Here is a 22430-nt window from a genome sequence, read left to right on the forward strand (position 1 = left end):
TCGAGAGACGAGCAATCAACTTTGAAATTCAGTCGCTTAGGCAGCTTTTGGCCCTGTACGTAATGATTCCCTGCCGACCCTCTTCAAGGTTCATCCCAGCGACTGCCCAGTTGAAGGCCGCTCTTTCGTGGGCATTGAGTTCCGCGTCGATAGCGTCAATTGACTGCCGGTATTGCTGCTGGGTTCCATTCGTAACCATCTTCTTGTCTGTCGGACCGCTGCAGGCAGCTAGCAGTGCTGATGCTGCCAGGATCAGTGTTGCTCTGCTTCTGGCCGCGGTGATGAAGCGGTATGGCTGTTCGCTCATGCGTCCCCCTGTCAATGAAGAAGACAGAATATCTGGTTTTTAGATATCGGAGAACTGGATATAGCTTTCTAGGCCGCTCAGCCAAGGCGCGGTCGTGTCGAAGTCCATCCATCGAAAAGAGTACGCTGCCCTCATTGAGGCTGTTCGCGAGGCGCGGCTAGCTGCCGGTCTGACCCAGGCCCAGGTGTCCAGCATGCTGGGCCGCAGCCAGTCATTCATCAGCGACGTCGAAACAGGCAAGAGAAGGGTTGATGTGGTGGAGCTGAGAGATATCGCCCGCCTGACAGGCCTTTCGCTGGGCAAGTTGATCACAAACTTTGAGAAGCGAATCAAAGACTAAAGCCCCTTAGGGTGTAGCGGTAGGTTCGCGCTTCTTGCCGGCCGGTCGGGACCAGGCGCACACGCCAGTGACAGACGGCCAACCGGATGGAAGGGGCACGCCCTGCCGGAAATCCGTGACGTAGATCGGCCTCGGCGTGCCGGGTCGAAACTTTAGGCTGTTTTGTGGAACCGTGGGGTCTGAACCCTCGTGTAGATCCGGGTGAAGCGACGTCTTTACAGTTGTTGATGTGAAGACATTTCTCCGGCCCACTCCACAGCAGCTCCACAGGTCGCTAAAGCGAACCCCTAAATGCCTCCGATGGGCTTGTCGCGGGGCCTATACCCTTTCGGCGCGACTGTCTGACGTGGAGGATTGCGCCCTACACAAGCTTCGAGACGCAAAGGCTATCGCTTGGCGGCGGCAGCGCAAGATGCGCAGCTGGGCCGCGAAGCATCCCCGGTTCCTACTGTTAGCCTTTCCGCTTTGGGGTGATCCCCGGTCATTCGCTGAGTTACCGGAACAGAAGCTTTGGCCGCGCATTCTTGGCGTTTTCGCGCTTGTTAGCCCCCATCATCGATGCGCTACAAGCCGATCCAGGAAGTGGCCAGTCACTAGTTCAATGGGCAGAAGTTGCTGGCGTATCCTCTCGGACTCCTGCAAGACGCTGGGTTGCCGCTACTGGCCTGGGATGTTGTGAGTGGCGCCAGAGGCTGAAGCTTGCTGCGTCCCTCCCTCTCCTCCAGAGCGACTGCAAAGTTGGTGATGTTGCCAAGCGGCTGGGCTATAGCGGCCCCTCCCCTTTTATTGCAATGTTTCGCCGACTAACCGGCATGTGCCCAACTCAGCTGAAGAGCGCTGTCTAGATGCAACTTCACCTTGAGGAGAGGGCCCTTTGAACCTGGCTAGCCGAAGAAGCGTTCCCCGAACAAGGAGAACGGGCCTCAAGCGGCCCGTTTTCATTTGAACTGCAGCTATGCAATTGTCTTTCAGCGCTTGGTCGAGGTGTCATCCACGACCATGACCTCGTCAGGCTTCTTGCGAGCTGCGTACTCCGCCAGTACCACACCAAATACTGCCATCAAACCGCCACCCACGACCCAGGTGCTCAGAGACTCTTTGAGGACCACCACCGCAAGCAATGCAGTGACGATCGGGACGAGATTGAAGAACCCGGCCACGCGAGCAGAGCCCAGCCGATGCAGGCCGGTCATCCATGCCAACGGTGCCATGATCGAAGCGCCGATTGCTGCGAATGCAATGCAGCCGATGGCTGCGCCACCCTGGACGCCAGTGCCTGCGACAAGGAAAAGAGGTAGCAGCAGGATCGTTGCAGACATGGCTTGAAGAAACAGGGATTCGATCAGCGTTACGGGAATGCGCCACTTGTGCATCAGCAAATTGTAGGTGGCAAAAGCCAAAGCGCCCAGCAGCATCAGGGCGTCACCTTTGTTGATTCCATGGGAAACCAAGGCTTCAAAGTCACCATGGGACACTACCGCTATCACCCCAACCAAGGAGATGATCGAACCAATCACTGCGCCACCGCGGACTGCGTGACCCATGAAGATGCGCGACAAGGCAAGAGCGATCAACGGGATGAGTGCCTGGATAACGCCCATGTTGGTCGCAGAAGTGAAATGTGCGGCGTAGTACGCCAGGCATTGGAACATGACACCGCCCAAAGCACCGAGCACGAGGAAGCGTGCCCAATTGGCTTTCAGGACCGCTAGGTTCGACTTCAGGCGCGGCAGGGCGAATGGGAGCAAGATGATGGCCGCAGCAAGCCATCGCCAGAAGCTAATATCGACCGGGCCGACGGTCCCTGCAGCGAGCTTTGTAACGATGGTGTTGGCGCCCCAGAGAAGGCAGGCCAGGAGGGGGAGCAGGTAGTACATGGCATCCTCAGATACTGGATATCAACAGCCAGTAGCGTAGACTTGGCGGAATTTCGTTACATCCATAATTTGCGCCAATCTTCATCTTGAATGCGACATGGCAATGGACCCCGTCCCCTCGTTCAGCTCCATCCCTGGAGACATCTACGTTCGGCAAGGGACTTTGCCTCCCTCCGACTGGGATGCTCGTGTGCATCCGTGGGGGCAGTTCAACTATGTTGCGCAGGGTGTCATGGAGTTACAGGTAGGCGAGGACTGGATGGTGTCCCCTACCCACTATGCGATATGGATTCCGCCTGGTGTTCACCACTCATCCCGAAACCGTGGTGCGGTTGCTTATCGATCCGCATACCTTTCGGTCGGCGCGTCGGCGCAGATGCCCAGCATTCCGACTGCGTTAGCGGTTAGCTCGTTGCTTAGGGAGATCTTGGACGAACTGGCCCGTCGTGACATCGGCGAGGCCGTTAAGCCAGAAGACCGGCGACTCTCCGCGGTCGCCCTTGACCTGATTCTGGCCGCGCCGGTGATGTCGAGCTTCCTGCCGCTGGCCAGCGGTGACGTGCTAAAGCGGATTCTGAGCTATGCCGAGACCTCCCTTCAGGACTCTCCGTCGGCACTTGAGGTCGCAGAGCGCCACCACATTAGTGTTCGATCACTTGAGCGCTTGGCAAAGCGCGAGCTAGGGATGGGGTTCGGAGAGTGGCGCAGTCGGCTTCGTTTTCTGAGGGCAATTGATGCCTTGGGTTCAGACCGATCAATTACGCAGATTGCAGACGATCTGGGCTATGCAAACTCAACGTCTTTCAGTGAGATGTTCAAGCGACACTCTGGCCGGACCCCAGACCAGTATAGAAGGGGCCTCAGTCCGCTCCAGCGAGAGGTGGAGCCCTCCTCCCGCTGAATCGAGGCAGGCCTCGAAGCTGTTGGGTCAACCATTTAGCTGGCCCAGACAGTGGCCATTCGGATCGATGGATCATCCAGAGGGTGTCAACCACCGGAGATCCACAGTCAACCACCTCAATTGCGTCTTGCCGAGCGAAGGATTCACGGGCGTGTCGCGGAATGACAGTGAATCCCAGCCCGAGCGATACCGGCTCAAGGATGAGCGCAACCTGATTGGTGAAGCCGTGTATAGGAAGCGCGCGTACGCCTGGATTTCCTGGGAACTTGCGGGCGAGAAGGCGGGTGGCCATAGCCTGGCCATCTGGATGATCAACGAAACCCAACTTTTGAAGATCCGCCCAGCTGTCCGCGCAGGCACCTCTCGGAACTACCAGCTCAAGCGCCTCCTCGGTGAAGGGCTCAGCCCGCAGCCGAGGGTCATCCGGCCGAAGTGCAAGTAGACCCACCTCGTACTTCTTCTCCAGTACCGCCGATAGGATTTCTGGGTCCGGCGAGAAGCGATGACGAATGATCAAGCCGGGATGGGTGCGCTGGAAGTCCAGCAACACCGGGTAAAGAGCAAGGCCAACACTCCCGGGGGTTATCAGCGCAAACTCCCCCTGATCGCTGTCCGCGCTCGCGAGCTTGGCTTGAAGCCGGCGATCGGCCGAATCCATCTCTTGGCAGTACTGCAATAGAGCCATTCCCGCCGGCGTCAGCTCAATAAATCGTGGTCTGCGCAGAAACAGGGCACCCAGCTGTTGCTCAAGATGACGTACATGCTGACTGACCGCAGCCTGGGTGAGCTGCAGCTGGCCTGCGGCCCTGGTAAAGCTCCCGACCTCTGCGATAGCCCGAAAGGATCGGAGCCAATGCTCATTCAGCATAAGAATATTTTATCAATCTGATAAAAATGGATCAGATCATGGTTGAGTTGCAGGGTCTAATCTTGCGGCTACCCCTCTCTTCAGTGGTGTGCCGTGCCTGCCCTACCCCCTCCCTACCCTCGCGCCTTCTCCCACATCGGCCTGTCTGTTACCGATCTCGATGCCGCGGTTTCCTTCTATACAGAAGTCTTGGGCTGGTACCTCGTCATGCCGCCGACCAGGATTGCTGAAGACGAAAGCGCAATTGGCGTGATGTGCACGGATGTGTTTGGGCCTGGATGGGGCAGCTTCCGCATTGCACATCTATCCACTGGTGACCGGGTTGGAGTCGAAATCTTCCAGTTCAATAACGCCGAGCGTCCCGCGAACAACTTCGAGTACTGGAAGTCGGGCGTCTTCCACTTCTGTATTCAGGATCCGGACGTTGAAGGCCTGGCCGCTCGGATTGTGGCAGCTGGTGGAAAGCAGCGAATGCCGGTTCGAGAGTACTTCCCAGGGGAGAAGCCCTATCGGATGGTTTACATGGAGGATCCGCTGGGCAACATCCTGGAGATCTACAGCCACAGCTACGAGCTTACGTATTCAGCTGGCGCGTACGTCTAGCTCCACGCACACCCTCAGCCAGCTTTCGACTGCCAGGCAGTCCTCGCCAAACTGAGACACGACGGTACGGAGCAAGTGTCTCGGCTGTAGAAGTCAGAGGTCTGCAAGTTAGAAGCTGGCGAACGTAATTTTAACGATTCATCGGCGAGCCGCGCCGCTAGCCCTAAGGAGCATATGATGAAAATGAACGGCATTCGTTGGCCGGAAGGCTACCTTCCTGGTTACACCGAAAACTTTGTCTCGAATGAGCTGATCGTCCTCGGCCTTGCCGCAGCTGATGTTTGGCCGTTGCTTGAAGAGCCACGTCTGTGGCCGACCTACTACGGAAATTCAGCCAATGTGCGCTTCCACGATGGCGCCGGCCCTCTGTTGCGAAACGGGGATCGATTCTACTTTGAAACCTTTGGCTTCCCCGTGGAGGCTCAATGCGTCGAGCATGAGGCTCCTACCTCCGAGGGTCCGGGCCGGATCGCTTGGCATGGCTGGGCCGGTGAGCCCGGGTCTGCCGATCGACTTGACGTTCATCATGCGTGGATTGTCGAAGACCTTGATGGTGGCCGAGTGCGGATCCTCACGCAGGAGACGCAGAAGGGACAGCCTGCAGAAGCCCTGCGTCTGGCCAAGCCGAATCCAATGATCAATGGTCACCAGGATTGGCTGGACGGCCTGGTGGAAGCAGCTCGAGCCGCCAAGTCAACGTCCTAAGCCGGAGTAAATCCCCGTGCTTGCTCCTCTTGCTCTCCCCAAAGCCCCGTTTATGTCTGCCCTGTTTAGCCCATTCGAGCTCAAAGGTGTCACTCTTAAGAATCGTATCGCGGTGCCGCCCATGTGCCAGTACAGTGCGGAGGACGGCCGTATCAACGATTGGCATCTCAGCCACTATGCCGCGCTTGCGCGCGGAGGCGCTGGGCTCGTGATTGTCGAGGCTACCGCCGTGTCTCCGGAAGGACGCATCACCCCGGGATGTGCTGGCCTGTGGGGTGATGAGCAAATTCCAGGAATGGCAGCCATCGCTTCTGCCATCAAGCAAGGCGGTGCCGTAGCTGGCATCCAGATCGGCCACGCAGGGCGCAAGGCTAGTGCAAATCGGCCATGGCAAGGCGATGACCACATCGCAGCCGATGATCCCGCAGGATGGGCGATCCTTGGTCCCTCGCCGATCGCCTTTGGCGGCTCGCTCGATAGAGTTCCCAACGAGATGACGGTTGAGGACATTCATCGCGTTCAAGCGGATTTCGTCGCTGCAGCCAAGCGTGCGCTTGCTGCAGGATTTGAATGGCTGGAGCTTCACTTCGCTCATGGCTATCTGGCGCAGAGCTTCTTCAGCCCCGACAGCAACAAGCGGGAGGATCGCTACGGTGGCAGTGCGGAGAACAGAGCACGCTTCCTGCTGGAGACATTGGCGGCCGTCCGTAAGGTTTGGCCCGAGCATCTGCCGCTGACCGCGCGCTTTGGAGTTGTGGAGTACAACTCGCGCGATGGCCAAGCACTGGTCGACTCCATTGAGATTGGCAAAGAAATGCGAGAGTTGGGGCTTGATCTGCTCAACGTGAGCATTGGCTTCAGTGCTCTTGGTGGCCGCGTCCCATGGGGTACACAGGCGTTCCTGGCACCCCTTGCTGAGCGATTTGCTAATGAAACTGGGCTTCCGGTGGCCACAGGTTGGTGCATCGATGATCCACAGACTGCCGAGCGCGTTGTAGCGGACTGTCAGGTTGACCTAGTGATGATCGGGCGGGCCCACCTATCCAATCCGCACTATCCGTACCAAATGGCCATTGCGCTTGGCCAGGAGCTCCCAGCCAGCGTGCTACCCACGCCTTACAGCTATTGGCTGAGCAGATACAAAGGCCCGGGCAAGGCGTCGGCTCAATAGGAGCGAGCCAGCCCCCTCCTCCATCGAGCAATAGGGGCAAATGATCTGGCTCCCATCGAGAATCCCTAACGCCATTGCAAGCTGCTACCCCGCCTCAACACAGGCGGGGACAGGCACCATTAAAGTTGCTCCGCCTTGTCCGCCAGGGGTCACCGAAGCGGCTGCGTGAGCGAGACGGGATGGGAGGTCTGACTAGGCGCCGAAGAAGACTCGAGCTAGCGAGAGGCACTTGGCCGACGCTGCCTTGCCGGCATGCTCAAGCGCGAGCGCTCCGCCGCCGACAAGATGACCATCAGCACAAAGGGGTTGGCTACCTGAATCATGACTACGGACGTCTCTGAGATTGCACCTTGCAGCAGGAGAATCATCGGAATAGTGAGTAGGGCATGGAACAACACTCCCGCACCAACCAAAAGGGCTAGTGCTCGATAGCTCATACGACCCGCGCCAAAGGATGTGTAGATCATCCAAGCGCAGAGGGGGATGAAGATGATGATCGCAGTTAGCGTTCCCGCGCCGTAGCCGACCCCGAGAATCAGCGGGATCACGTGGAAGACAACGTTGATCATGATGATGCTGTAGATCGCATAGCCCCTTGAGCCAGGGCAAGGCTGGAAAGATTGAAGGCGGCGATCGCCTGCCCTGGGTGAAGACGCGTGGTGAGGACAACTACGCGATCTCAGAGCAAATCGGCTGGCAGGTCCATGTCTATGGACGAGCCAGTACTGAACTAAAGGGCTGGTGCGACAGCCGCGGCATGGCTCTTCGCGAGTTTACCTGGCACGAAGAACATGGCCGCGCTGGACGTCAGCAGGACGCTGTCTACGTTCTGCGGCCTGACACTTGGGTGGGATTGGCACAGCCAACGCAGTCCCTAGACGAGCTGCAGCGCTATTGGGATTCCCGCATGGGCAAGAGATTGAGCACGTGAGCGAGATGCAACCTAAGTGGAGTCGTCGCAAGGAGGCGCGGCCGCTCGAGATTGTAGACGCTGCGGTAGATGTTTTCCTTGAGAACGGCTTTGCTGCCGCAAAGCTCTCTGATATCGCGAAGCGCGCACGAGTCGCGAAGGGCACGATCTACCTCTACTTTGAAACCAAGGAAGAGCTGTTTCGAGCCGCAGCGCGCCAGTTGATCTCCACAAATCTGGAAGGCCTTGAGACGGCACAGGCGACCTTCGACGGGTCGATTGAGGAGCTAATCCCGACGCTCCTCCAGCGAGCGGTCTCATCAGGTGGCGATGCCCGCTTGTCTGCAGCATTGCGAATGGTGCTATCGGAGAGCCGAATGTTTCCTGAGCTTGCGAGGATCTGGCATGACGAAGTTGCATCTCGCATGATCCGGCTGGTGGCAAGCGCTGTCGAGCGGGCGCAGGCCAAGGGGACCGTCCGCGCCGGCGACTCAAATCTCATGGCCTTTTCAATCACGGCTCCGATCGTAATGGGTGTGCTGTTCCACGAGCTGTTCGGGACCTCGAGTCCGCATGCACCTGCGCTGGACAAACTTGCGTCCCAGCATGCTTCAATGATCCTTCATGGCATCACTGTGGATGCGATGTAAGCCGCCCTCACGGAGTTGTTAAGGGTTAGGCCACATCTATCCCTCCATGATTGAGATCAGTTGTCCTAGCCCTGCGACTTCGAGGGTGATCGTCTGCCGGCCAGAAGCAGATTCAGCGCGGCACAATCCTAGCCAGCGCATGCGCCCAAGGCATTGCTACTTGAAGGATGGGCAGCCATTGGCAAGCCACCAGCAGGCTACCGTCCTTCGTCGCCCCATGCGCACCGTCACGCAGTTCGAGCAGGGCATCCGGCCCGGGTTAGTCGTCCATCCCGCTGCAGACGATCAGGTCGAAACGACCCGTCGGCCACTCCTGCAGTTTCTGGGCGCAGGCCGCCGGAAGCGATAGAACGTTGAGTGTCGGTCCGAGGGCTGGCGCACCTCGTAGCCGCTGCCTCGATATCCCCCCGAGAACCGCTGGCCGAACGCAAGCGTCAGCGCCTCCACGCTCAGCACCACGTTCCAGATCCTTCGTGGCCCCACTTGCCGCTTCGCTTCCTGCGTTACGACGGCCAGCGCAACGGCCCCGATGACCGCGGACTGGTACCGGAGTTCAGGCACCACTCGCCGAGCTCCCGCGCGCCTGCGATCAGACGAAGACCTCATCGAGCAGGTCCCGCAGCGCGCCGTTCAGCCTCGGGTCGCCCTGTCCCTGCAAGGACAGGTACAGCGACAACGGGTCCACGACGGTGCCCGCGCCACCCAGGCGGGTGGAGTACGCCCAATGCTGCACGTCTGCATAGCCCTCGCCGGCCACGGGAAACCATTCCGGCTCCGGATGCCGACGGAAGCAGTCTCGTCCGATCGCAGCGATCGGACGCGATGGCGCCGCCAGTTCGGTGAGAACGGACAGGCCGGTTTCTCCCGCAGCACGACAATGATCGGCCAGCAGCATGTCCAAGCCACTTTTGCCGATGCAAGTGGTGCGCAGCACCGGCGAGCGCAGCCGCGGCAGCGCGACCGCCCACAAGGAGCGGCGCGCTTTCAAGAACCGTAGCTTCGTCTCCCGCCCCTCGCGCTGGGCGCTGACGAGGTTAGCCGCCACCAGTTCACGGGCGACCCGCGAGGCAGTCATGCGTGAGTAGCCTGCCTCGCGCGCCAGGTCGAGCGGCACCCACGGGACGCTGCCAGGGATGCCGCGCTCCTCCAAGTCGGGCCGCAACAGGGCCGCGATCAGAACCGCTTGTGCCGGATGGCTCAACCGCTCCCCAGCGGATGTGAGCACCCTTGGAGACGAATCGCGCTCGCGTAAGCTCATCAGGAAGCTCGGAGCGAACAGTTGGCTACCAGGCACAACGAAATCCACCCGAGACTCGATGAGCTTGGAGCGAATGTAGGGCGAAACGCCGGAGAGCACGAGAATGACCCTCAAGCCGGCCTTTTCCGCCAATCGATGCACCTGCGCGATCAGCCGCAAAGGTGGCAACGGTTCCGTCTGCGCCGGGACGGTGGCCAGCAGCACCCTGTGGCCGAGCAGGTCAAGCTCGGCCAGGCCGAATAGGGTGGCGAGGAAGTGGGGTAAGCCGCGCGTCTTGGAGCTGGGCCAGGGCTCGAGCTCACCGACCATGTCGGGTAGTAGACCCTGAAGATAGCGGGCTGCGGCGTCGAGGTCGTTCATAGCAGCGAATGTAACGGAGGTTCTTTACCGTAACAAGGCGCGGTGACAGTGAAACTGCTCTGTTACAGTCCAGTGCACCAGGCCCCTGCTACATCGCCAGGCGAGTTCCCCCGTTCAGACGCCAGCTACTCCCTCCGACTCCGCACGATTTGCCGGATAGCCCTCGGCAGTGGATTACTAGAGAGAGGTTTGTGACTATTACCGCGTAGTTGTAACGAACAGCATTTGCATGGGCTATTCATTAGGCAGCACGATTGTGTCGTAGTTGAAGTCTCGAGGCCGCTGACCGGTTGCCTTGATTGCTTCTTCGACGGCTCTATCGAGCATGAGCAGGTACTTTTTAACGATCTCGCTCCCCCGCCCCTTTTTCATCTCTTCTTTTCTCAGAAAGAGTTCCTGGATCTCCTTAAGTGCACTCACAGCCGTTGCTGATTGCTGCAGCGCAATCGCCAAGGATCGGTTCGGCACGTCAACATAGTTGACTGAATCGAAAGCCTTATGAAGCTGGGTCAGATGCGCCAAGATCAGCCGGGGGCCGCCGAATCCTCCCTCGAACTGCGCCAGCATCAGTGTCGCTGGAAATCGCGCATAGGAAATCAGCTCTATGAGGGACTGTGTGACCTCCCGTCTCCTGACTCTGGCGTGCCAAAGGGGGATCAGTCCCGCGGCGATGATGGCTGCGATGCTGCCGATCGCTTGCACCCACGCCGGCCAGTCAAGCGCTAACGTGGCGGATTTGGGACTCGGCTTGCTCATGAGTGCCCAAGTCAAGACGGCTCCTGCGGCAAAGGTCATCACAGCGACCACCGCCCAATCTCTGTCAGTTCTTCCCTGCTTCATGGCGTTCCTCCTCCGGCGTGCTGGTTTCTACCGTTCGTACGGGGCCTGTCGCGCCGTGCTCTCGGGCGCGGTCGAGGATGAACTTTGGGGGGGGGCGTGTACGTCCTCCAAGTCTTTCGGGGAAAGAAGCCTTGATCGAATGGATGGCCTCAAGTCTTAGATTTCCTGCTATTGGGTTCTTGTGTCGGCTCGCCCACTCTTCTGGGCGCGGTGCGGCGTGGCTTGCTTTGCCTGCTTGGCGTTGCCGTGTTCGCTCTCCCTTGTCGGAGTGCCTCGGTAACTTGCCGAGTGGTTTCCTTCAGTGACGTCAGCTGCGCCTCCAAGCCATCAGCCCGCGCGTTCACGCCTTCCAGTCGGCGCAATGCCTGTTGCTCGCGGTTGGCAGCAGCAATGGCTTGTTGCTCGCTCTCTCGCAATGAGGTGGCCAAGGCCATGCGCTCCCGCCCCCACTCCTGCTCGGCTGACCGCAACGCCTGGCGATGCCGGTCAACCTCCGTATGGGCACGATCCTCCACTGCCCTGACGTGCGCCTGGAGCGCCCTCCTCTCTTCTTCGTGAGCGGCCGCGGCCTCGCCCAGACTGCGGCGTACGGCATCCAGTTCCTGCTCGAGTCGCTCCGCCCGTCCATAGGCTCCATCGCGTTGGCGCAGCAGGTCTTGTACTTGTGCCGTCATCTGGGAGACCTGTGCCGCCAACTGCTCCGCGGTGGTGGCGGCGGCCTGAGTCTGGACCTGAGCCTCCCTTTCGCGCTTCTGGCTGGCCTCAATCGCCAGCGTCAGGGCCACCCGGTCCTCCTCCAGCAGGCGCTCGCGTTCCTCCAGTGCGTGCCTGGTCGACTCCAGCTGGGTCTGAGCGAGCTCGCCGGCATCCTGCAGCGCGGCCTGCCACAAACGCTGGCTCAGGTGAGCTACCCGCTCTGGGATGCCTGGAACCGCCGCCTCAATGGCGCGCTGGCGCAGGCGAAAGCCTACGGTCTGCCACCAGGTCTCCAGCCAACGCGTGACGGTGTTGGGCGAGCCGGTGCCCAAGTGGGCTCGGATTCGCTCGACGGTGGGACGTTCGCCGGCGGCGATGATGTCGTCCGCTGCCTGGTGCACATCCAGTTCGCTGATGCCCTTGGCCATTGGGTGTCCTTCTGCGGAACGGTGAGAATTGGCAGGCCATGTCTGATAAGGCATATTTATCAGATGTAGCTCAACCTAATCATAGTGCACAATACATAGTACATATGAATAATATCACTGCTGCGTCAGGGGAACTCGTTTCGGGGCTGGTTCCGGAGCGGCTGGCCACTTCCGCCGCAGAAGCGGTGCGAGACATCCTGCAGGAGGCCGAAGCGCCTAACACCATTCGCAGCTACGCCGGCGCCCTGCGCTATTGGGCGGGCTGGTTCGAAGGGCGCTATGGCAGGCCCATCGCCCTACCCGTCCCCCCGGCGGCAGTGGTTCAGTTCATCGTGGATCACATGGGGCGCTCAGGCGATTTGGGGCTTCGTTGGGATCTGCCTGCAGACTTGGATAGTGCCTTGGTGCATGCGGGCCTGAAGAAGAAGCCTGGGCCGCTGGCGTTCTCCAGCCTGGTCCACCGGGTGGCGGTCTTGTCGGCGGCCCACAAGCAGGCCCGCCAAGACAACCCTTGCGAGGATCGCGCCGTGAGGACCCTACTGTCCAAGGGGCGCAGGGCTTCTCACAAACGAGGCGAGCGCCCGGCCAAGAAGACCGCGCTGTCAGCCGCAGATCTGCGCGCAATGGCGGCCACCTGCGACACCTCGCTCAAGGGGAAGCGCGATCGCGCCCTGCTCTACTTTGCCTTTGCTAGCGGCGGGCGCCGCCGCAGCGAAGTCGCCGAGGCGACGGTGAATCACCTCACCCGACTGCCCGAAGGCGGCTACACCTATCGCTTGGATCACGGAAAAACCTTGCAGTCCGGGCCAGTGGTTGGCAGCAGCCCCGACAAGCCCATCCTGGGAGAGGCAGCCACCGCACTGCAGGACTGGCTGGACATGGCCGAGATTACCGACGGCCCCCTGTTCCGGCGCGTCTGGCCACGGTCATTGGGCGGCGCGCTCAGCGGCAAGGCGGTCGCCGCCATCGTTAAGGACCGGGCGCGGTTGGCCGGTCTGGACGGGGACTTTGCCGGCCACAGCCTGCGCTCGGGCTTTGTTACCGAAGGTGCGCGGCGTGGGGTGGCCCTGCCGGCGCTGATGGCGATGACCGATCACCGCTCCGTGGCCAGCGTGATCGGATATTTCCAGCAGGGCGGCGTCGGCAGCAACCCCGCCGCGCGCCTGATGGATGAGGACTGAGCCTCCGGCCCGAGCGGCCAGCAGTGCGCGTTGAATGTGCCCCGCTCGGGCCCTATCCTGCACAAGACGCGCACCATCCACGGCAGGAATCAGGGGGCAGCATGAAGCTAGTCAAGGCACGGATCCGAAACTTCCGTTCTGCAGAGGATTCCGGAACGTTCGATGTCGGAGAGCTGACCTGCTTGGTCGGTAAGAACGAGGCGGGCAAGACTGCAATTCTGACGGCGTTGTTTGGTACCCGTCCCATCGCCGACCAGTTTGCTTACGACACGGTGCACGATTACCCCCGCCGCTTCCTCACGCGGTATGAGGAACGCCACGACGACGAACCCGCACCGGTTGCCACCCTGACCTGGGAGCTCAGCCACGAAGACCAAAAGGCGGTCGCCGACGTCCTGGGTGCCGGCGCGTTAAGTAGTACGACCGTTGACGTAACGACAGATTACAGTGGCCACAGCACTTGGAGCATTCACGTCGATCCCAACGTGGTGCGCGCGTTTCTGCTCGACCAGCACGGTGTGGCAGGCGAGGAGCGGGAGAAGTTTTCCAAGATATTGCTGGATCGACTCGTGGTCGAGATAGATGCGCACCCCGAGCCGTCTGACCAATTGCAGGCGGTCAAGCGGTCCATCAGCGGCTTCCGCAAGGGGAAACCAGTGCTGGCGGCCATCGATATCCTGCAGAAAAGGATGCCGGCGTTCTTCTATACCTCTCACTTTGATCGCATGTCCGGGGAGATATCGCTGGACAAGCTGTCTCGTGACACCCAAAGCGGCGCGACGATCTCCCCGGGTGACCAGATTTTCCTCGACTTCCTCGAGTACGCCGGGACGTCGGTCAGCGAATTGCAGTCCAGCACACGCCTGGAAGAGCTCAACGCACGTTGCCAAGCCGCCTCCAATGAAATTACCGATGAGATCTTCGAGTTTTGGAGTCAGAACGACGCGCTCAGTGTAGAGATAGCGCTTGCCCAAGGCCTCTCCGAGGATCCCGCCCCCTTCAATAGCGGGACTGTTGCCAAAATCCGCATTCGGAATGACAACCACAAGGTTTCGGTGCCCCTGTCTGAGCGCAGCGCCGGATTCGTCTGGTTCTTCTCCTTCCTGTCGCAGTTCAAGCAGATGCGAAAGAGGAACCCCGGTGCGATCATCCTTCTGGATGAGCCTGGATTGACGCTACATGGAAAGGCGCAAGCTGATCTGCTCCGCTACATCATTGAGCGTCTACTCCCCGACCCCCAGGTCATCTACAGCACCCACTCGCCCTTTATGGTGCCGGCCGATCGTCTTGCGGACGTTCGCGTCGTCGAGGACGTTGTCACCTACGACCAGCGTCGCCGCCCCACCGTTAAGGGCACACAGGTCTCCGCGGACGTCCTGAGCGTCGATCAGGACACGCTGTTCCCCCTTCAGGCCCATCTCGGTTACGAGGTTACCCAAAGCCTGTTTGTGGGAGCGCATACCCTGTTGGTCGAAGGACCTTCGGATGTGCTCTATCTTCAGGCGGCATCGCACGCGCTCAAGCAACGCAAGCGCCAAGGCTTGGACAGCCGGTGGGTGATCTGCCCCACAGGCGGCATAGACAAAGTGCAATCGTTCGCCTCGCTCTTCTCTGGCAAGGGCATCCACATGGTCGCCTTGTGTGACTACGGCAATGGCGATAAAGGCAAGGTGCAGCGGCTGAGGGAGTCTCAGATCATGAAGACTTCCGGCGTCTTGGTAGCCACGGATTTCACCGGAAAGGCGGAGAGCGACATTGAGGACTTCTTCGCACCCGCCGTCTTCGCCGACATCCTCAACGGTGCCTACGGTCTGAAGGGAAAAGGGCAAATTTCCGCCCGGCAGTTCAGCCAAGACGGTGCCCTGACGCGCCAGGTCAAACAGGCCGAAGCACTGTTTAATGTCATGGGGGCTTCCGTTCCGCCCCTGGATCATTTCACTCCCGCCAACTGGCTCATCCAGAATCAGCACGTGCTGGCCGCGGAAACTACGGCCATCAATGAAACGCTGGAGCGCTTTGAGAAGGCCTTCGCTGAGATCAATGCGGCGCTAGGGGCCGGTGCGTAGATGAACCTCTGCCAGAGCTCCGCAATGGCAGCGGGTTCCTCTCCCGGCGCGCACTCATCGGAGGGCAGGACTCGGCTGCCTGACTCCCGCGCCATGAAATCGGCCTCTAACAGTGCGCCCTTTCCCTGCCATGCTGGCCCTGCGAATGCCGGGTCCGCAGAGGGCGCTTTAGACGCGCCAAGCCCAGTCTGATCCGTGAATGCGGCGACCACCCTGCCGGTTCCAGCGGAACGCCTCCCACATCAGAGTCGGCGGCGTTCCACCGTACTTCAACTCATCAGCCAACCGGATGAACACCTCATCGGTAATCCAGGTTGACGGGGCAAGGTCCAGGTCCGTGAGCTTGGCCGCATGATTGGCCGCGCGTCCAACCCAGACGATGTCGTTGCCGCCTCGAATACCCGTGCGAGCAGCTCGGATTGGGCTGCTGTCGATTCCGACGACATGCCTCACGGTACCTGTCCAGTCGGGGTACTGCTGTTTCAACGCTGGCATGACGATCATCTTGACCGCATAGTTGATTTTCAACCCGGCCTTAGCCGCCGGCGTGGCTTGCCGGTCACCCACCCAGATGCCCATGACACGATCTCCGTCGTAGGAGGTGATCTTGCCGCCCTCTTTCCTGATGATCGTCGCTGCACAGTGCAGGAACGCTTTGTAGATCTCTGCACTCAACTGCCAGGCTTCGGTGTCGACCATATTCGTTGAGCCGTTCAGGTCCGCGTACAAAACAGTGGCACGATCAAACTCCACTGCGTCATTGCCCAATCGCAGATCTTCTGGATCGGGTACAACTTGACCTCTCCGTGTAGACCATCGGGTTTGTGCTATCGCCTGCACGGCGGCCGTCATCTCTTCCAGCAGTGCCACCGTCAGTCCCTCGGCCCAGCTTCGAGAATGCGGGAGCGAATTTGTTCGCATGCCGGTGCAATCAAAGCCCGGGCGTCCGGGCCAGGGGTGTATCGGTAGGGGACGGTCGTGAGCCCCGTGAGATCACTGGGAAGCTTCAGCTTGTCTTCGCGCGGCTCCATCAAGAAGGCGCGCCGACGCCCCAGGAATCCAATGAACATACCCAGTTCAAAGACGACGTTGTCGCGCATGACAGGCCACTCGTCACCGCGGCTGATGACCATGTCATCCGCGTGGGCCACGGCAATGGCAAAGTCTGCCTGTTCCAGCTGGCGCTCGAGCTCGTCAAGTGTGTAGTTGGCGGCGCGGAACACCCCGTGGTCCCATACCACCGTCAGGAACGGGTCGTGCTCGAAGTGCTGTACCAGCAACCGCGTGACAGGGAGCGCCTCCACCGACGACATCACAAAGACCCGGACCTGTCCGCGAGGTTGGGTAATCATGTGATTGCGCTCTTTTAGACGGCGCGAAAGGGTCGCGGCCAGCCGCCGCCAGATGACGGGGTGTGAATCCGCAATCCTGCTGAAATCGATTTCCGGCACCTTTAGCACTACGGTCGGCTCGCGTGCAGTAACAGTTGCCGCCCGCAGTTGCGCCGGTTCGATGGCTGCCATTTCGCCGACGTGGTCCCCAGCCCTTCGGGTATTAACCACTTTGCCGTTGACCAGCACGTCCACGGAGCCGGAGACAATGAAGAAAACGTCGGTCTCTGGGGCGCCCTGAGTGATAAAGGCCTGCCCTGTCCCCACGTCGAGCAATTCCCCGGCCTGTGCCAGCTGGGCTGCGGCCGCGTCCAAGCCGGCCAGCAGGCGGAACTCAGCCAAGGCGGCGATCAGTCGCCTGCCATCATCCGCCGCGAGGCGCTCGACGATCCCAGTCCCCATACTGCCCCCTTGAAAGTGTGAACTGGGTCCCAATATACGCCCAAAGGAGCTGGAATGAATCCGGCTGCCAGCCACGCCGTAGGCGACGCGACCCGCCCGGCCTGGCCTCCTCTTGGGCGCAGGGAGTAGCACGATGGGACACAGCTGGAAAAAAGATCGCACCAAGAAGCGCATTGCCACCCGTTACGCCGAAGTCCGCGACGTGGACATCCGCGATTACAAGCGGGAAACCTCGCTGGTGGATATTCCAGTCAATCGCGCCTATCGCGTCCAAGGGGCGCATGTCTACATCGACATCGTCAATCTGGCGGACATGCTTAGCTGCACTGACATCGAAGGCGAAACCTGCCACAAGCGGGCCCTTCGATTCCTGAATCAGCACTACCGCGCCGTCCATCGCATCCTCGTTGAAAGTGATGCCATCCGTGTGGACTTTCACAACCAGCGGCTGCATGCGGTTGTGACCAAGCCGTACGGCGATGCCAACGAACGCGCCCGGATCGAGCGCGCGGTTGCGATCGCCCAGCTCGCCATCGATGTGCTGGCTGAAACGGGCGACTCGGACGCGCACATCCCCAATGCCCAGGTTCGTGTCGGCATTGACAGCGGGATGGCGTTGGCCGTCAACAATGGTCGTCGCGCCAGCCGAGAACCTCTTTTCTTAGGCTCCCCAGCCAATCAGGCGGCCAAGTGTGCCGGGCATGGAGGGGCTGAAGGCATCTACCTGACGCACGGCGCACGTGCCGTGCTTGAACTGCCTACCTTGACCGGCAACAAGGACCGCACCACTTCGCTGACCGATGCTCAGATTTCCGCATGCGTCGAGGCCGCTGCACTCGGCATTTCCAAGTCGCGCATCATCGAACTCTGGAAAGATGAACAGGCCGAGCTCCCTATCGGCGAATTCAAGTTCAGTCGACCGACGCCTCCGCTTTCTGATCTGGACTTCTCCCTGCTCAGCGCGGCGAACTCAAGGCGATTTGATGGCGTTTCGATCTATGCCGACATTGACGGATTCACCGACTTCGTGGACAAGCACTTAGAGGAGGATCCCGAACATCTGGTTCGAACACTGCACGTATTGCGCTCTGAGCTGGATGCGGTCGTACACGAGGATTTTGGAGGGCGTCGTGTCCGTTTTATTGGCGACTGCCTTCATGGGGTGCTGCTGGAGGGCACGTCACAGACGACAGATGCGCAGGACACGGTCAGCACCGCTGCCCAGTGCGCGGGTGCATTGCGCAGCAGTTTCTCCACTGCCCTGGAGCAACTGAGCGCCGAAGGCGCGGAAGTGGCAGAGCTGGGATTGGCCATTGGCTTCGAACTTGGCCCCCTTGCCATTTCCCGCCTGGGCATGAAGGGGAGCCTTCTGCGGTGTGCCACGGGGCGAGCGGTGTTGGAATCTGAAGCCCAACAACGACTCTGCGACGGTGTGGAGACGGCCATTGGTGAAAATGCCTACAAGGCCGCCAGCGCCGCGATACGGACCGTCTTTACCGACAAGCGAAAGGCGGCGAACCTAGACTATGCCGCAGCGGTGGAGGAACTCGCCGCATCCGGGGACCGCGTGGCGAAGGCAACACTGGAGGCACACTACGCTGAAGTGGCACCCGCAGTGGCTCCTGCGCTCGCGCAGCCGATCCGTCCTCATGTGGCCGCGACGTGACGCCAAGGCCTTTGGAGCTGCTGCAGCGCGTGGCACCGGACTACGGTGCCACGTTGATCGTAGACCCTGTCGGGGGGCTGGTTGGGATCACAGTGGTTCGGGCCGGCGGAGCCGAGTACGCATTTAGATTGCTCGTCTCCGTTGCAGGCGAGCACGTCTCAGTGCGCGAGATCGCCGACCCCGGCATGCTGCCGGGGTTCTGTCCCGATCGGCATATCAACGGTGACCGTAGCTTCTGCCTCGGCTGGGGAGAAGACAATCCGAGCCGGATCCAAGACGAAGCAGCAGCGAGGCATTGGTGGGCCACGGTCTACCAGTACCTGACCTACCAGATCGGCGCGAACGCCCGCCGGGTCTTTCCTGGAGCGGAGAACGGCCGCGCGCACGGTCGTGCTGCGCAGCATCAGGCCAATGCTGAGCAGGCAGCCGAACGACTGGGTCCGGCATTCAAGGCAGATGTGCTCGCGGGGCAGTTCATGGTCCGCAAGGATTCGCGCCCTCAGAAGCGGAGGCTCGAGCTCTGGCACGGCAAACTACTCCTTGCTCGGGTGTCGACGCGCACTGAAACCTTGGTCGGGAGACCCCCAGTCTGCCCATGTGGCCGCGATCCTGACGGTGCGATCACTGCATGTGGCGACCACGCTGCGGCCCTGGTCACTTTCATCTTGGAACAGCACCGATGTGCGCTGGCCGACACAGCTTTCCTTGAGGATTGTGCGGCTGCAGGAGCGCGCTGCTGCGGAACGCTGGACATCTGCGGTCTTCGATCTGCCATCAAACGAACACAAACCGTATCCCTCAAGACAGAGAACTCACCCCGTGCAAGAACCTCAAAATTCTGGCGGCCACCCGCCAAATCAAAGCGACCGCGTTAGTGCCGCTTGGCAGCAGCTGAATTTGGTCTTGGGCTTCTTCTCCCGTGTAGACACAAAACTCTCGGTCGGCCTGGGTATCAACCTGGGCATGCTTGCCATGATCGCGACGCGGCTGCCGAAACTTGATGAACTAACGGCCCTGATCTCGGTTGCGGGCGTTTTGTTCCTTACACCGCTTACTGTTAGCTTCTGGCACCTGTGGTACGGATATTTTCCGGAACTGCGAGGCGGGTCAAATTCGCTCATCTTCTTTGAACGGGTGTCGAGCATGGCCGAGCACGAGTTCTTGCAGAAGTGCGCGGAGCGTACGCTGATGGAGTTCGAGGAAGACCTCCTGGGTCAATGTTGGCGCAATTCCAAGATTCTCTCGTCAAAATTCAGCTGTTTGAAGTACGCGTACATTGCCACTGTTCTGGCAATCGCCCCATGGATGGCACTCATCGTTGTGCTGCCTCCGCCGGCAAAGTGACACACAAGTGGCTTCTGCTCATCCAGTTGTTGAGCCGGAGCCCCGGGCAGCGCTGACAGGGCCGGGCCTTCCGGCCCAAGTCGGCCCAAGGTGAGAAACGGTGCTGGCCATTGCCGGAGTTTGGCCATCGGCTATCACACGCACGTCGCAGTTAGCTCCCTTTCGGAAGGGGATGCCAGCCTAGACGTGCAGCAAACTCACGACGATAGACGGTGTCAATCTGGGGCGGGGCTCGCCGGACGTACTCTTCTGCGAGCGTCGCAGTTTGCCCTGAGAGGCTTGCGAGGTAGGCAACTGCTTCTTCCACTGATGGGACGCGTTGATTTTCCCCGTTGAACTTCGGTGGCAGCGCCGTCCATAGCACAGTGGTAATCCCGCGAGCAGCGGCCCAGTCAGCGAGCCCAGGAATACTCGCCGGTGCTGGACAGCCATGTGTCCAGACCCCCAAGTGTCGCTCCATGTTCTTTGAGGGAATGGCTTCCCGCTCACGCAAGGCTCGCTTGGCGTCGCCCTCGTCGTCGGTACCAGCCTCAACCCAGAAGGAGGTGACAGCAGACGCGGCCGCATGCATGACCAACGTAAGCCGTCCATTGCCGGATTGCCTTAAAAACTCTACGCAAACCGTTGGCCCGTCTGCCAGCCACTGTCCACGAACCGGTAGACCGTCGGGTTGCCATACCAGCGACCCCCAACCAAGATAGGCAATCATCTTGAGCCTCTACTCGACTGCGACAGCCGTGCCGCCCACCACAAGCGGCTCATTTCGTAATCGGTCGAGCCTTTAGTCTCTGCGCTCACCATCCTGGATGCCTCCTCGTCTCAACAAGACTCTGTATTGATAGCGCTACCGCGCCATCTGCCGCGATGTTGCGCTGCAGGGTCCGACGCCGGGCGAGAAGAAGCGCGAAGACGGAGCATGCTGCTGATTGCGGACTACCCGCAAGAGCGGGTGACGCATGCCTGGGAGATAGTCGAACCCGCTGTCTTCAAGCTCAAGTACGAGGCGGGAGAGAACCTCATGCTGCAGGAGCAAGCGGCGTCGCGACGATGCAATCCGAACACCCCGGCACCCTGTGAAAGGAAGCACGAAATGGCTGAAGTACCAGAACAGCTCTTCGGCAATAAGCTGGATGGGACTATCCTGCCCCACCAGTAGCAGGCAATCGTGCAGTGCACGCCCCAAGGCAAAGCAGTCATGCCGTCTGCCCTGCTCATGGGCGACCCTCAACATCACCACTAGTGCCGCCAGGCTATCCAGAGTGCCCAGCCCGCACAAGCCCTCGGTGATCTCTCGTAACCGACGGTCTCGGCGGACAAACATGCCGGCTCGCAAGCTCGCTCCGCTGAACACTTCCAGTTGCACAGGTGCACTGAGCGACATGAGTATTGATTCTCCACAACCGCCAAGTGCCTCGTGGACATTCAGAGCGGCCCAGACCGGTGAACATAGAACCATGCGGGAGCCGGGATAGCGCGCCTCGGCTGCTGCCTGCGTCGCCTGGGACGGGACGTGTTCCGCATGGGCATATTTCACCCACACATTGGAGTGGCAGCCGGGACGCTCCGGGGATATCGACTGTCCGAGCGCGTATGCGCTGGATAGGCCCATTCGGCTTCGCAAGCATTCAAACCACAATCCGACACTGAGTGATCGCAGGCAGTACGGCACGGCTCGGTTGGCGGGAAGTATGCTCGTGCTTGCACGCATGCGGGCAAGTCGCGCCTCGCCGTAAAAGGGTATCTCTTTGAGCGCCATGGCCGTGCCCCTCCCCATTCACCTTTGATGGGTAACGAAACGCGAGTTTGTTACTCCTTCCACCATCCGTATTAGAGGGGCAGAATCAGGAGGACACAAGCGACGGGGTGTGACCACGCCATGACGGAGCGGACCAACGAATCAATCCTGGCCCCGGAACGCCGTGAGATCGAAAGAGAATTGACCTTTCATTTCGGGCCTCTCATCGGCTATGAAAACTTGCCGCGAGCTCTTGGCTATCGCTCCAGCCACGCGCTCCGCCAAGCAGAGGCACGCGGAACCTTGCCCGTGAAGATATTCAAAGTGCCCGGCCGCCGCGGCAAATTTGCCTTTGCGATGGACATCGCCGACTGGATGGTTGGGCTGAGGGCCGCAATCAGTCCGCCGGCAGTATCTGGCACCCCGCAAGATGAAGCGGCTGCTCTGAAGCCCAACCAGGAATGACGCCCCACAACCCAAACTCAAGGGGCCGGGCTTGTAGCGTTTCAAGAACAGACTCAAGACGTCCCCGAAGATGCGCTCGCCGAGCGCCGAGGAGAGTACCAAGAGCCGGAAACTAACATCTCCGAACCCTGGAAATGACTTGCCCCCGTTGGCGCGGGGGCAAGTGACATCTGTTGGAGCAGATGGTGGTGAAACTCAGCCTGTACCCTGAGGCTCACCCTTTTCCTTGACAAAGTCAAGCGACTTCCCGTTCGCGCGGAGGGGTG

Annotated in this window: 22 protein-coding genes and 1 pseudogene; 15 read left to right on the forward strand and 8 right to left on the reverse strand. The window is 60.2% G+C overall.

Going from position 1 to position 22430, the window contains the following annotated elements; all coding sequences use genetic code 11:
- Nucleotides 1-28 precede the first annotated feature (28 nt).
- A complete protein-coding gene (locus FQS62_RS11665) occupies nucleotides 29-307 on the reverse strand; it encodes a hypothetical protein (protein ID WP_033835997.1) in 279 nt (92 codons plus the stop codon).
- Between the two features lie 94 nt (nucleotides 308-401).
- Here FQS62_RS11665 and FQS62_RS11670 point away from each other — a divergent pair, with 94 nt between their 5' ends.
- Nucleotides 402-647, forward strand: coding sequence for a type II toxin-antitoxin system RelB family anti-toxin (locus FQS62_RS11670; RefSeq protein ID WP_043033505.1), 246 nt, complete (start codon nucleotides 402-404; stop codon nucleotides 645-647).
- 968 nt (nucleotides 648-1615) lie between these two features.
- Here FQS62_RS11670 and FQS62_RS11675 read toward each other — a convergent pair.
- Nucleotides 1616-2524, reverse strand: coding sequence for a DMT family transporter (locus FQS62_RS11675; RefSeq protein ID WP_043033504.1), 909 nt, complete (start codon nucleotides 2522-2524; stop codon nucleotides 1616-1618).
- Nucleotides 2525-2627: 103 nt separating this feature from the next.
- Between FQS62_RS11675 and FQS62_RS22285 the strand changes: the two are divergent.
- The 6 genes and pseudogenes from FQS62_RS22285 to FQS62_RS11700 all read left to right on the forward strand — a co-directional run.
- A pseudogene (locus FQS62_RS22285) lies at nucleotides 2628-2795 on the forward strand (AraC family transcriptional regulator); the annotation flags it as partial.
- A gap of 156 nt (nucleotides 2796-2951) precedes the next feature.
- Entirely contained in the window at nucleotides 2952-3425 is a 474-nt protein-coding gene (locus FQS62_RS11680; protein ID WP_231298592.1) for a helix-turn-helix domain-containing protein, read from the forward strand.
- Nucleotides 3426-3576: 151 nt separating this feature from the next.
- Nucleotides 3577-3867 carry a hypothetical protein gene (locus FQS62_RS11685; RefSeq protein ID WP_049402761.1) on the forward strand — a complete coding sequence of 97 codons (291 nt, stop codon included), beginning with the start codon at nucleotides 3577-3579 and terminating at the stop codon, nucleotides 3865-3867.
- Between the two features lie 519 nt (nucleotides 3868-4386).
- The gene (locus FQS62_RS11690) at nucleotides 4387-4896 is read left to right on the forward strand and encodes a lactoylglutathione lyase family protein (RefSeq protein ID WP_033836000.1); all 510 of its coding nucleotides are present in this window, start codon (nucleotides 4387-4389) and stop codon (nucleotides 4894-4896) included.
- A 177-nt stretch (nucleotides 4897-5073) separates the two neighbouring features.
- Complete coding sequence (locus FQS62_RS11695) at nucleotides 5074-5601, forward strand: SRPBCC family protein (protein ID WP_223224789.1); 528 nt, start codon at nucleotides 5074-5076, stop codon at nucleotides 5599-5601.
- A gap of 52 nt (nucleotides 5602-5653) precedes the next feature.
- Entirely contained in the window at nucleotides 5654-6772 is a 1119-nt protein-coding gene (locus tag FQS62_RS11700) for an NADH:flavin oxidoreductase/NADH oxidase (RefSeq protein WP_049402762.1), read from the forward strand.
- A 215-nt stretch (nucleotides 6773-6987) separates the two neighbouring features.
- On the opposite strand, the gene FQS62_RS11705 is transcribed toward FQS62_RS11700, so the two are convergent.
- The gene (locus FQS62_RS11705; protein WP_043033501.1) at nucleotides 6988-7341 is read right to left on the reverse strand and encodes a hypothetical protein; all 354 of its coding nucleotides are present in this window, start codon (nucleotides 7339-7341) and stop codon (nucleotides 6988-6990) included.
- A 26-nt stretch (nucleotides 7342-7367) separates the two neighbouring features.
- On the opposite strand from FQS62_RS11705, the gene FQS62_RS11710 reads away from it, so the two are divergent.
- Both FQS62_RS11710 and FQS62_RS11715 read left to right on the forward strand, forming a co-directional pair.
- A complete protein-coding gene (locus FQS62_RS11710) occupies nucleotides 7368-7703 on the forward strand; it encodes a hypothetical protein (RefSeq protein WP_043033500.1) in 336 nt (111 codons plus the stop codon).
- A 5-nt stretch (nucleotides 7704-7708) separates the two neighbouring features.
- A complete protein-coding gene (locus FQS62_RS11715) occupies nucleotides 7709-8332 on the forward strand; it encodes a TetR/AcrR family transcriptional regulator (protein WP_208043166.1) in 624 nt (207 codons plus the stop codon).
- 589 nt (nucleotides 8333-8921) lie between these two features.
- Here FQS62_RS11715 and FQS62_RS11720 read toward each other — a convergent pair.
- The 3 genes from FQS62_RS11720 to FQS62_RS11730 form a co-directional block, all read right to left on the reverse strand.
- Entirely contained in the window at nucleotides 8922-9950 is a 1029-nt protein-coding gene (locus FQS62_RS11720; RefSeq protein WP_049402763.1) for a hypothetical protein, read from the reverse strand.
- A 234-nt stretch (nucleotides 9951-10184) separates the two neighbouring features.
- Nucleotides 10185-10790, reverse strand: coding sequence for a hypothetical protein (locus tag FQS62_RS11725; protein WP_033836002.1), 606 nt, complete (start codon nucleotides 10788-10790; stop codon nucleotides 10185-10187).
- 149 nt (nucleotides 10791-10939) lie between these two features.
- The gene (locus FQS62_RS11730; RefSeq protein ID WP_049402764.1) at nucleotides 10940-11914 is read right to left on the reverse strand and encodes a DNA-binding protein; all 975 of its coding nucleotides are present in this window, start codon (nucleotides 11912-11914) and stop codon (nucleotides 10940-10942) included.
- Between the two features lie 104 nt (nucleotides 11915-12018).
- Here FQS62_RS11730 and FQS62_RS11735 point away from each other — a divergent pair, with 104 nt between their 5' ends.
- The gene (locus FQS62_RS11735; RefSeq protein ID WP_049401586.1) at nucleotides 12019-13095 is read left to right on the forward strand and encodes a site-specific integrase; all 1077 of its coding nucleotides are present in this window, start codon (nucleotides 12019-12021) and stop codon (nucleotides 13093-13095) included.
- A gap of 101 nt (nucleotides 13096-13196) precedes the next feature.
- Entirely contained in the window at nucleotides 13197-15161 is a 1965-nt protein-coding gene (locus tag FQS62_RS11740; RefSeq protein ID WP_049402765.1) for an AAA family ATPase, read from the forward strand.
- A gap of 168 nt (nucleotides 15162-15329) precedes the next feature.
- Here the strand turns inward: FQS62_RS11740 and FQS62_RS11745 are convergent, their stop codons facing one another.
- Both FQS62_RS11745 and FQS62_RS11750 read right to left on the reverse strand, forming a co-directional pair.
- Nucleotides 15330-16031 (reverse strand): adenylate/guanylate cyclase domain-containing protein, encoded by a 702-nt coding sequence (locus tag FQS62_RS11745; RefSeq protein ID WP_024956864.1) that lies wholly within the window; start codon nucleotides 16029-16031, stop codon nucleotides 15330-15332.
- A 2-nt stretch (nucleotides 16032-16033) separates the two neighbouring features.
- A complete protein-coding gene (locus tag FQS62_RS11750; protein ID WP_088428977.1) occupies nucleotides 16034-16954 on the reverse strand; it encodes a TIR domain-containing protein in 921 nt (306 codons plus the stop codon).
- Nucleotides 16955-17087: 133 nt separating this feature from the next.
- Here FQS62_RS11750 and FQS62_RS11755 point away from each other — a divergent pair, with 133 nt between their 5' ends.
- The 4 genes from FQS62_RS11755 to FQS62_RS11770 all read left to right on the forward strand — a co-directional run bounded on the left by FQS62_RS11755 (nucleotide 17088) and on the right by FQS62_RS11770 (nucleotide 22164).
- On the forward strand, nucleotides 17088-18620 hold the full coding sequence (locus FQS62_RS11755) for an adenylate/guanylate cyclase domain-containing protein (RefSeq protein ID WP_043033494.1): 1533 nt from the start codon (nucleotides 17088-17090) through the stop codon (nucleotides 18618-18620).
- A 597-nt stretch (nucleotides 18621-19217) separates the two neighbouring features.
- Nucleotides 19218-19964 (forward strand): Pycsar system effector family protein, encoded by a 747-nt coding sequence (locus FQS62_RS11760; protein WP_126412175.1) that lies wholly within the window; start codon nucleotides 19218-19220, stop codon nucleotides 19962-19964.
- A 916-nt stretch (nucleotides 19965-20880) separates the two neighbouring features.
- The gene (locus FQS62_RS11765; protein ID WP_126412177.1) at nucleotides 20881-21120 is read left to right on the forward strand and encodes a hypothetical protein; all 240 of its coding nucleotides are present in this window, start codon (nucleotides 20881-20883) and stop codon (nucleotides 21118-21120) included.
- A 720-nt stretch (nucleotides 21121-21840) separates the two neighbouring features.
- On the forward strand, nucleotides 21841-22164 hold the full coding sequence (locus FQS62_RS11770) for a hypothetical protein (RefSeq protein WP_024956858.1): 324 nt from the start codon (nucleotides 21841-21843) through the stop codon (nucleotides 22162-22164).
- The last annotated feature ends 266 nt before the right edge of the window (nucleotides 22165-22430 follow it).

Origin of the sequence: Stenotrophomonas sp. SBJS02, from assembly GCF_020428325.2 — a bacterium.
Lineage (GTDB): Bacteria > Pseudomonadota > Gammaproteobacteria > Xanthomonadales > Xanthomonadaceae > Stenotrophomonas > Stenotrophomonas africana.

Coding starts and splice junctions, on each gene's coding strand:
- FQS62_RS11735 (WP_049401586.1), top strand. CDS start 12,019: ATGAATAATATCACTGCTGCGTCAGGGGAACTCGTTTCGGGGCTGGTT.
- FQS62_RS11700 (WP_049402762.1), top strand. CDS start 5,654: ATGTCTGCCCTGTTTAGCCCATTCGAGCTCAAAGGTGTCACTCTTAAG.
- FQS62_RS11715 (WP_208043166.1), top strand. CDS start 7,709: ATGCAACCTAAGTGGAGTCGTCGCAAGGAGGCGCGGCCGCTCGAGATT.
- FQS62_RS11730 (WP_049402764.1), bottom strand. CDS start 11,914: ATGGCCAAGGGCATCAGCGAACTGGATGTGCACCAGGCAGCGGACGAC.
- FQS62_RS11755 (WP_043033494.1), top strand. CDS start 17,088: ATGGGACACAGCTGGAAAAAAGATCGCACCAAGAAGCGCATTGCCACC.
- FQS62_RS11750 (WP_088428977.1), bottom strand. CDS start 16,954: ATGGGGACTGGGATCGTCGAGCGCCTCGCGGCGGATGATGGCAGGCGA.
- FQS62_RS11765 (WP_126412177.1), top strand. CDS start 20,881: ATGCTGCTGATTGCGGACTACCCGCAAGAGCGGGTGACGCATGCCTGG.
- FQS62_RS11725 (WP_033836002.1), bottom strand. CDS start 10,790: ATGAAGCAGGGAAGAACTGACAGAGATTGGGCGGTGGTCGCTGTGATG.
- FQS62_RS11695 (WP_223224789.1), top strand. CDS start 5,074: ATGAAAATGAACGGCATTCGTTGGCCGGAAGGCTACCTTCCTGGTTAC.
- FQS62_RS11720 (WP_049402763.1), bottom strand. CDS start 9,950: ATGAACGACCTCGACGCCGCAGCCCGCTATCTTCAGGGTCTACTACCC.
- FQS62_RS11770 (WP_024956858.1), top strand. CDS start 21,841: ATGACGGAGCGGACCAACGAATCAATCCTGGCCCCGGAACGCCGTGAG.
- FQS62_RS11665 (WP_033835997.1), bottom strand. CDS start 307: ATGAGCGAACAGCCATACCGCTTCATCACCGCGGCCAGAAGCAGAGCA.
- FQS62_RS11740 (WP_049402765.1), top strand. CDS start 13,197: ATGAAGCTAGTCAAGGCACGGATCCGAAACTTCCGTTCTGCAGAGGAT.
- FQS62_RS11675 (WP_043033504.1), bottom strand. CDS start 2,524: ATGTACTACCTGCTCCCCCTCCTGGCCTGCCTTCTCTGGGGCGCCAAC.
- FQS62_RS11705 (WP_043033501.1), bottom strand. CDS start 7,341: ATGATCAACGTTGTCTTCCACGTGATCCCGCTGATTCTCGGGGTCGGC.